At 69.3% G+C, this 8645-nt stretch carries 8 protein-coding genes and 1 pseudogene; 7 read left to right on the top strand and 2 right to left on the bottom strand.

The annotated features are described in order from the left end of the window. The first annotated feature begins 1 nt into the window (after nucleotide 1). Genes ABZ646_RS33660 through ABZ646_RS33650 form a run of 3 tightly spaced genes read left to right on the top strand, consistent with a single transcriptional unit; the run spans nucleotide 2 to nucleotide 2627 of the window. The gene (locus ABZ646_RS33660) at nucleotides 2-1381 is read left to right on the top strand and encodes a pitrilysin family protein (RefSeq protein WP_360527438.1); all 1380 of its coding nucleotides are present in this window, start codon (nucleotides 2-4) and stop codon (nucleotides 1379-1381) included. Nucleotides 1382-1406: 25 nt separating this feature from the next. After that, the gene (gene dapB, locus ABZ646_RS33655; protein WP_360527435.1) at nucleotides 1407-2159 is read left to right on the top strand and encodes a 4-hydroxy-tetrahydrodipicolinate reductase; all 753 of its coding nucleotides are present in this window, start codon (nucleotides 1407-1409) and stop codon (nucleotides 2157-2159) included. Nucleotides 2160-2174: 15 nt separating this feature from the next. Continuing rightward, nucleotides 2175-2627, top strand: coding sequence for a hypothetical protein (locus tag ABZ646_RS33650; protein ID WP_360527432.1), 453 nt, complete (start codon nucleotides 2175-2177; stop codon nucleotides 2625-2627). A 27-nt stretch (nucleotides 2628-2654) separates the two neighbouring features. On the opposite strand, the gene ABZ646_RS33645 is transcribed toward ABZ646_RS33650, so the two are convergent. Together ABZ646_RS33645 and ABZ646_RS33640 are read right to left on the bottom strand one after the other, a co-directional pair. Next, nucleotides 2655-3212: a hypothetical protein gene (locus ABZ646_RS33645; protein ID WP_360527429.1), complete on the bottom strand. Its 558-nt coding sequence runs from the start codon at nucleotides 3210-3212 to the stop codon at nucleotides 2655-2657. A 90-nt stretch (nucleotides 3213-3302) separates the two neighbouring features. Continuing rightward, the gene (locus tag ABZ646_RS33640; protein ID WP_360527426.1) at nucleotides 3303-3539 is read right to left on the bottom strand and encodes a hypothetical protein; all 237 of its coding nucleotides are present in this window, start codon (nucleotides 3537-3539) and stop codon (nucleotides 3303-3305) included. A 227-nt stretch (nucleotides 3540-3766) separates the two neighbouring features. Between ABZ646_RS33640 and ABZ646_RS33635 the strand changes: the two are divergent. The 4 genes and pseudogenes from ABZ646_RS33635 to ABZ646_RS33620 all read left to right on the top strand — a co-directional run. Beyond that, nucleotides 3767-4057, top strand: a pseudogene (locus ABZ646_RS33635) (FAD-dependent thymidylate synthase); the annotation flags it as partial. Beyond that, nucleotides 4037-5416: an FAD-dependent thymidylate synthase gene (gene thyX / locus ABZ646_RS33630; protein WP_360527441.1), complete on the top strand. Its 1380-nt coding sequence runs from the start codon at nucleotides 4037-4039 to the stop codon at nucleotides 5414-5416. The pseudogene ABZ646_RS33635 and the gene thyX, both read left to right, overlap by 21 nt. Nucleotides 5417-5643: 227 nt before the next feature. Beyond that, entirely contained in the window at nucleotides 5644-6543 is a 900-nt protein-coding gene (dapA, locus tag ABZ646_RS33625) for a 4-hydroxy-tetrahydrodipicolinate synthase (RefSeq protein ID WP_360527423.1), read from the top strand. 161 nt (nucleotides 6544-6704) lie between these two features. After that, nucleotides 6705-8390 carry a ribonuclease J gene (locus tag ABZ646_RS33620; RefSeq protein ID WP_360527420.1) on the top strand — a complete coding sequence of 562 codons (1686 nt, stop codon included), beginning with the start codon at nucleotides 6705-6707 and terminating at the stop codon, nucleotides 8388-8390. Nucleotides 8391-8645: the final 255 nt, after the last annotated feature.

Genomic DNA, 8645 nt, shown 5'->3' with positions numbered 1-8645 from the left:
GGTGGCGGGAGGCCGGGGCGAGGCCGGCGACGACGGCGACTCGGAGGCGCGGGCCGTCGCCCGTACCCAAACCCTGATCAAGGGCGAGAACGGCATCGGCACGGTCCGCAAGACCACCCTCCCCGGCGGCCTGCGCATCGTCACCGAGACCCTGCCCTCGGTCCGCTCCGCGACCTTCGGCATCTGGGCCCACGTCGGCTCCCGCGACGAGACCCCCGCCCTGAACGGCGCCACCCACTACCTGGAGCACCTGCTCTTCAAGGGCACCACGCGCCGCTCCGCCCTGGACATCTCCTCCGCCATCGACGCGGTCGGCGGCGAGATGAACGCGTTCACGGCGAAGGAGTACACGTGCTACTACGCACGCGTGCTCGACACCGACCTGCCGCTCGCCATCGACGTCGTCTGCGACATGCTGACCGGCTCCCTGATCCTCGAACAGGACGTGAACGTCGAGCGCGGCGCGATCCTCGAGGAGATCGCCATGACCGAGGACGACCCCGGCGACTGCGTGCACGACCTGTTCGCGCACACCATGTTCGGCGACAACGCCCTCGGCCGCCCCGTCCTCGGCACCGTCGACACCGTCAACGCCCTCACCGCCGACCGCATCCGCCGCTTCTACAAGAAGCACTACGACCCCACCCACCTGGTGGTGGCCGCGGCCGGCAACATCGACCACAACAAGGTCGTACGACAGGTCCGTGCCGCCTTCGAGAAGGCCGGCGCCTTCAGGAACACCGCGGCCGCACCCATCGCCCCACGTGACGGCAGCCGTACGATCCGCACCGCGGGCCGCGTCGAACTCCTCGGCCGCAAGACCGAGCAGGCACACGTCGTCCTCGGCATGCCGGGCCTCGCCCGCACCGACGACCGCCGCTGGGCCCTCGGCGTGCTCAACACCGCCCTCGGCGGCGGCATGTCCTCCCGGCTCTTCCAGGAGGTCCGCGAGAAGCGCGGCCTGGCCTACAGCGTGTACTCCTACACCTCCGGCTTCGCCGACTGCGGCCTGTTCGGCGTCTACGCTGGCTGCCGGCCCTCGCAGGTCCACGACGTCCTGAAGATCTGCCGGGACGAGCTCGACCAGGTCGCCCAGGACGGTCTGCCCGACGACGAGATAGGACGTGCCATCGGCCAGCTCCAGGGCTCCACGGTCCTCGGCCTGGAGGACACCGGCGCGCTGATGAACCGTATCGGCAAGAGTGAGCTGTGCTGGGGCGAGCAGATGTCCGTCGACGACATGCTGGCCCGGATAGCCGCGGTGACCCCGGACGAGGTCCGTTCCGTCGCCCGCGACATCCTGGGACAGCGCCCGTCGCTGTCGGTCATCGGCCCGCTGAAGGACAAACAGGCCGCACGCCTGCACGACGCCGTCGCCTGACACACACCGATAAGGAACGAAGAAGATGAGCAAGCTGCGCGTGGCGGTCCTCGGCGCCAACGGCCGGATCGGCTCCGAGGCGGTCAAGGCGGTCGAGGCCGCGGAGGACCTGGAGCTGGTCGCCGCCCTCGGCCGGGGCGACAAGCTGGAGGCGCTGGAGGCGTCCGGCGCCCAGGTCGCGGTCGAACTCACCACCCCCGCCTCGGTGATGGGCAACCTCGACTTCTGCGTACGCCGCGGCATCCACGCCGTCGTCGGCACCACCGGCTGGACCGACGAACGCCTCGCGCAGCTCAGGGGCTGGCTCGCCCAGTCCCCGGAGACCGGCGTGCTCATCGCCCCCAACTTCTCCATCGGCGCCGTGCTGACGATGAAGTTCGCGCAGATCGCGGCGCCCTATTTCGAGTCGGTGGAGGTCGTCGAGCTCCACCACCCGAACAAGGTGGACGCGCCCAGCGGCACGGCCACGCGCACGGCCCAGCTCATCGCCGAGGCCCGCCGCGTGGCCGGCACCGCCCCGGCGCCGGACGCCACGGTGACCGCCCTGGACGGCGCGCGCGGCGCCAGCGTCGACGGCGTCCCCGTCCACGCCGTCCGCCTCCGCGGCCTCCTCGCCCACCAGGAAGTCCTCCTCGGCGGCGAGGGCGAGACCCTCACCGTCCGCCACGACTCCCTCCACCACAGCAGCTTCATGCCGGGCATCCTGCTCGGCGCCCGCCGCGTGGTCACGACTCCCGGCCTGACCTTCGGCCTGGAGAACTTCCTGGACCTGGGCTGAGCCGAGACCTCTGACATGCGCGCGAAGATCTCCTACGCCGTCACGGCCGCCGTCCTGCTCTTCTACTTCGTTCTGGTCGGCAGCCGCGGTGTGATGCTCATCCAGACCGGCACGGTCCTCACCGTCACCTTCGGCGTGGCGGTACTGATCCTGCCGGTCATCGGCCTGTGGTTCCTGTGGAAGAACACCCAGTTCGTCCGCCGCGCCAACGCCCTCGCCGCCGAACTGGACGCCGAGGGCGGCCTGCCCGTGGACGAGCTGAAGCGCACGCCCGGCGGCCGCATCGACCGGGACTCGGCCGACGAGGTCTTCGCCAAGCGCAGGGCCGAGACCGAGGCCGCCCCCGACGACTGGCGCAGCTGGTTCCGGCTCGCCGTCGCCTACCACGACGCCCGCGACACCCCGCGCGCCCGCAAGGCGATGCAGCGCGCGATAGCCCTGCACGACGGCAGGCCGACCGGGGCCTGAGCCGCTTCTGCCGGTCCCGCCGCGCGCTCAGCTCCGCCGGTACTCCGCCGCCCACGCCTCCACGACGTCCGCCGCCCGGTCGAAGGCCGAGGACCGGCCCACGAAGTCCATGGTGTGCGTGGTCAGCAACGGCGCCGTGTCGTCCGCCGGCCGGTCCTCGCGTACGAGCGTCAGCGCCTGCCCCTGCACCGTGCGCGGCAGCCCCAGCCAGCGCACCGGCTGCTGTGCCGTGCGCACCGAGACGACCCGTCTCCAGGGCACCGTCCGCGTGTGCAGCAGACCCACCTGGCGCACCCCGCGCGCGCTCACCCACACCCCCATGCGCAGTATCCGCAGCGCGGCGGCGATGATCAGCAACGCGATGCAGAGGACCACGGCGGCGGAGGAGAGCGAACCGGTGAGGGCCAGCGCGACCGCCGCGAACAGCACGAACGAGGCGAGCAGCAGCCACAGCGCGGCCCCGCCCACACGCCACGGCCCGGGCCGGTAGGGGCGCCGCCAGCGGTCGCGGTCGTCGTCGTACGGCAGCGCGCTGTCCAGTGCCGCGTCGAAGGTGCGGTCGGCCGTCAGGAAGGGCAGGGGCACGGCTGGTCCTCACTCAATCCATGCGTGGGCTGTGCCCGGTGAGGCTATCCGGCCATGTCCCCGCTCACCACTCACGGGGGTCCGGAAGGGTCAGTGCCCCTGAGAGGCCTGTGACTGCTGGGCGCCGGTGTCGGACGACGTGGACAGCGCGGGCATGCCCAGGACCAGGGCGCCCGCAAGACCGGCCACGAGGGTGAGCCCGAGCAGCCACCGCCCGGCTATCTGGCTCACGGACGACCGGGGCCGGGGCGGGGGAGTGACATTACTGCGGAACCTGTCGGTCTCGGCGAGGAATGCGAACGGGACGGGTTCACGCCGACGGAACATCGGGGGTACGTCTCCTCTCGGGGACGGGGGTCAGAGGGGATCGAACGAATCGCTCTCACCAACACAGACGAGCGAACGAAGCGATAGGTGCCCGGTTGCCCCGAATTCACAGAACTTCACCGAAGTTGGCCAAAGATGTCGCGCCCCGCCACCGAACGCCCCGGTGTCGGTGCCGGGCCGTAGAGTGGGCGCCGCCCGAGAGAAGTGATGGAAGGACCCTCCGAGCCGTGACCGACAACCCCGCCGACGACCTCAAGCCCAGTTTCCGCAGCGAAGTCACCGTCGAGCTGGTCAAGCACAGCGCGGCCGACTCCGACGTGCTGTGGGCCGCCCGTGTCTCCACCGCCGGCGAGCAGTCCCTGGAGGAGCTGCAGAAGGACCCGGAGCGTTCCAAGGGCCTGATCAACTACCTGATGCGGGACCGGCACGGCAGCCCCTTCGAGCACAACTCGATGACCTTCTTCATCAGCGCCCCGATCTTCGTCTTCCGCGAGTTCATGCGGCACCGCGTGGGCTGGTGCCTCGCCGGGGACACGGAGATCACTCTGGAGAGCGAGGCGGGTCAGCTGCGCCGTCGCACCATCGCCGAGCTGTACAGGCTCTGGCACCTGGGCGTCGAGGACCGCCTGCCGCATTCGGCCGGCGGTGTCACCTGGCACAGCCGGGCAGGGAAGTGGATGGCGCAGGTGACGCGCGGCGACAGCAAGCACTACCTCGGCTTCTACGAGAACCGCGAGGCCGCCGAGTCCGCCGTCGCCGAGTTCAGAGAGCTGCACCCCAGCACCCGTATCCGCAAGCTCGAACCGGTACGCCGCAACCACGTGCGCTGCTACGACGAGGAAACCCTCCTCGCGCAGCGGGCGCGGATCGTCGACGTGATCGAGTCGGGCGTCAAGGCGCTCGTCAAGATCACCACGGCGTCGGGCAAGACACTCCGCTGTACCGTCGACCACGCTCTGTTCACCCCTGAGGGCTGGTGCAAGGCGGGCGAGCTCTCCGTCGGGGACGCCGTGCTCGTTTCCGGCACCGCACCGCTCCCGTCACAGGACCTGGTCCCGCCGAGCCTGCGACGTGGCATCGGCGTATGGGCCTCCATGCAGCGCGAGAGGCTCATCAAGGAGTTCGACACCTGTCATCTGTGCGGACAGGGCTTCCCGCGGGAACAGCTCGCGCTCGACCATGTCGTCCCGGTGGCGGGCGACCTGCTCCAGGCCCTCGACGAGAACAACCTCGCTCCCGCCTGCGAGCCGTGCCACGCGGTGAAGAGCGCGGGGGAGCAGGCGCTGGCCCGGCGCCACGGAACGGTCGCCAAGGCGGTGCCGGACCAGATCGTGTCGATCGAGGCCGACGGCGAGGAGATGACCTACGACCTCTCCGTGGAAGGCCCCTGGCACAACTTCCTCGCGAACGATTTTGTCGTCCACAACTCGTACAACGAGGAGTCGGGCCGCTACCGGGAACTCCAGCCGGTCTTCTACGTGCCCGGTGAGGACCGCAAACTGGTCCAGCAGGGACGCCCCGGGAAGTACGAGTTCGTGCCGGGAACCGAAGCCCAGCAGGAGATCACGGAACGCTCGATGCAGGAGTCGTACATCCAGGCGTACGAGCACTACCAGGAGATGCTCGCCGCCGGCGTCGCCCGTGAGGTCGCCCGTGCCGTGCTGCCCGTCGGGCTGTTCTCCTCGATGTACGCCACCTGCAACGCCCGCTCGCTGATGCACTTCCTCGGTCTGCGCACCCAGCACGAGCTGGCCAAGGTGCCGTCCTTCCCGCAGCGGGAGATCGAGATGGTCGGCGAGAAGATGGAGGCGGAGTGGGCCAGGCTCATGCCGCTCACGTACGCCGCCTTCAACGCGAACGGCCGTGTCGCGCCGTAGTACTTACGGCCTGCTTCTCGTGCTTCCTGTCGTACTCGGCACAGATGTACGGATCAGCCTCGCGAGGTGTCCGTATTGCGGCATTTAGAGAAGTTCATCTAGCCTGATCAAACGGACCCGGCACTGCTTGAACCCCCGAGCAGGCAGTGCCGGGCTCCGCATTTGTCCGGACTTTCCCCGCACTCCGAGGGCAGACCGCGCCGTGAGCACCGAGTAGCGTGTAACCCATGGCTCCGACCTCCACTCCGCAGACCCCCTTCGGGCGGGTCCTCACCGCCATGGTCACGCCCTTCACGGCGGACGGCGCGCTCGACCTCGACGGCGCGCAGCGGCTTGCCACCCACCTGGTGGACGCAGGCAACGACGGCCTGATCATCAACGGGACCACCGGCGAGTCCCCCACCACCAGCGACGCGGAGAAAGCGGACCTCGTACGAGCCGTACGGGAAGCGGTCGGCGACCGTGCCCACGTCATCGCGGGCGTCGGCACCAACGACACCCACCACAGCATCGAGCTGGCCCGCCGGGCCGAGAGTGCCGGAGCCCACGGCCTGCTGGTCGTCACGCCGTACTACAACAAGCCCCCGCAGGAGGGCCTGTACCGGCACTTCACGACCATCGCGGACGCCACCGCGCTGCCCGTCATGCTCTATGACATCCCCGGCCGCAGCGGCGTCCCGATCAACACCGAGACGTTCGTCCGCCTCGCCGAGCACCCGAGGATCGTCGCCAACAAGGACGCCAAGGGCGACCTCGGCCGCGCGAGCTGGGCCATCGCGCAGTCCGGCCTGGCCTGGTACTCCGGCGACGACATGCTCAACCTGCCGCTGCTCTCCGTGGGCGCCGTCGGCTTCGTCTCGGTCGTCGGCCACCTGGTCACCCCGGACCTGCGGGCCCTCGTCGAGGCCTTCACCTCCGGCGACGTCCAGAAGGCGACGGAGATCCACCAGAAGCTGCTCCCGGTCTACACCGGCATGTTCCGCACCCAGGGCGTCATGACCACCAAGGCCGCACTCGCCCTCCAGGGACTGCCCGCCGGACCGCTGCGCGCCCCCATGGTCGAATGTTCGGCCGAAGAGATCGCCCAGCTCAAGATCGATCTTGCTGCCGGCGGGGTACAGCTCTGACAACAGACTTTGCGCGGTTGTCCGCGCAGCAAGGCTTCACAACTGAATAAGCGGGACCACCGGTGTGCCCGCACCCCACACAAACGACAACTGCTTATGCACGAACGTCACGCACGCCACGTGCCCGACCGGTACGTGGCGTGCGTGGTGAGGAGAGTCTTTTGAGTCATCCGCATCCTGAACTCGCCCCGCCGCCGCAGCTCCCCGAAGGCGCCCTGCGCGTCACCCCGCTCGGCGGGCTCGGCGAGATCGGCCGAAACATGACCGTCTTCGAGTACGGCGGCCGTCTGCTGATCGTCGACTGCGGAGTGCTCTTCCCCGAGGAGGAGCAGCCCGGAGTCGACCTGATCCTGCCGGACTTCTCGTCCATCCGGGACCGCCTCGACGACATCGAGGGCATCGTCCTCACCCATGGCCACGAGGACCACATCGGCGGCGTCCCCTTCCTGCTCCGCGAGAAGCCGGACATCCCGCTGATCGGCTCCAAGCTGACCCTGGCTCTCATCGAGGCGAAGCTCCAGGAGCACCGCATCCGCCCCTACACGCTGGAAGTGGCCGAGGGCCGGCGCGAGCGGGTCGGACCCTTCGACTGCGAGTTCGTCGCCGTCAACCACTCCATCCCCGACGCCCTCGCGGTCGCCATCCGCACCCCCGCCGGCATGGTGGTCCACACCGGCGACTTCAAGATGGACCAGCTTCCGCTGGACAACCGTCTGACGGACCTGCACGCGTTCGCCCGGCTGAGCGAGGAGGGCATCGACCTGCTCCTGGCCGACTCGACGAACGCCGAGGTCCCGGGCTTCGTCCCGCCCGAGCGCGACATCTCGAACGTCCTGCGGCAGGTCTTCGCCGGCGCCCGCAAGCGGATCATCGTGGCCAGCTTCGCCAGCCACGTCCACCGCATCCAGCAGATCCTGGACGCGGCCCACGAGTACGGCCGCCGGGTCGCCTTCGTCGGCCGTTCCATGGTCCGCAACATGGGCATCGCCCGGGACCTCGGCTACCTCAAGGTCCCGCCGGGCCTGGTCGTGGACGTCAAGACCCTCGACGACCTGCCCGACCACGAGGTGGTCCTGGTCTGCACGGGCTCCCAGGGCGAGCCGATGGCGGCCCTGTCCCGGATGGCCAACCGCGACCACCAGATCCGCATCGTCGACGGCGACACGGTCATCCTGGCCTCGTCCCTGATCCCCGGGAACGAGAACGCGGTCTACCGCGTCATCAACGGACTGACCCGCTGGGGCGCCAACGTCGTCCACAAGGGCAACGCCAAGGTGCACGTCTCCGGCCACGCCTCGGCCGGCGAACTGCTGTACTTCTACAACATCTGCCGCCCGAAGAACCTGATGCCGGTCCACGGCGAATGGCGGCACCTGCGCGCCAACGCCGAGCTCGGCGCCCTCACCGGCGTCCCGCACGACCGCATCGTGATCGCCGAGGACGGCGTCGTCGTGGACCTCGTCGCGGGCAAGGCGAGGATCTCCGGCAAGGTCCAGGCGGGCTACGTGTACGTCGACGGCCTCTCCGTCGGCGACGTGGGTGAGCCGGCTCTCAAGGACCGCAAGATCCTCGGCGACGAGGGCATCATCTCGGTCTTCGTGGTCGTCGACGCGTCCACCGGCAAGATCACCGGCGGGCCCCACGTCCAGGCCCGCGGCTCCGGCATCGAGGACTCCGCGTTCGCGGACGTCCTTCCGAAGATCTCGGAGGTGCTGGAGCGCTCGGCCCAGGACGGGGTCGTGGAGCCCCACCAGCTGCAGCAGCTCATCCGCCGGACCCTCGGCAAGTGGGTCTCGGACACCTATCGGCGCAGGCCAATGATCCTGCCGGTGGTCGTGGAGGTCTGACCCTCGTCCGCCTGAACGTGGAGCGGGGTGCCTCGATTTGCATCGAGGCACCCCGCTCCAGTACGTTTACGGCTCTGCCCGACCGGGAACCCCAGTGCTTCATGGACTGGATCCGGTTGCCCCGGACCGGGTGGAAATTCCGACTCAGAACTTCTGATAAAGTCGGAACCGCCGGAAAGGGAAACGCGAGAGCGGGAACCTGGAAAGCACCGAGGAAATCGGATCGAGAAAAGATCTGATAGAGTCGGAAACGCA

This window comes from Streptomyces sp. NPDC007162, assembly GCF_040634175.1.
Lineage (GTDB): Bacteria > Actinomycetota > Actinomycetes > Streptomycetales > Streptomycetaceae > Streptomyces.
The sequence above is the reverse complement of the archived record's forward strand: the minus strand, read 5'-3'. Positions and strand labels throughout refer to the sequence as shown.

What these genes read in the sequence shown, in the direction of transcription:
- thyX (WP_360527441.1), top strand. Translation starts at nt 4,037, where the DNA reads ATGCGGCACCGCGTGGGCTGGTGCCTCGCCGGGGACACGGAGATCACT.
- dapB (WP_360527435.1), top strand. Translation starts at nt 1,407, where the DNA reads ATGAGCAAGCTGCGCGTGGCGGTCCTCGGCGCCAACGGCCGGATCGGC.
- ABZ646_RS33650 (WP_360527432.1), top strand. Translation starts at nt 2,175, where the DNA reads ATGCGCGCGAAGATCTCCTACGCCGTCACGGCCGCCGTCCTGCTCTTC.
- ABZ646_RS33640 (WP_360527426.1), bottom strand. Translation starts at nt 3,539, where the DNA reads ATGTTCCGTCGGCGTGAACCCGTCCCGTTCGCATTCCTCGCCGAGACC.
- dapA (WP_360527423.1), top strand. Translation starts at nt 5,644, where the DNA reads ATGGCTCCGACCTCCACTCCGCAGACCCCCTTCGGGCGGGTCCTCACC.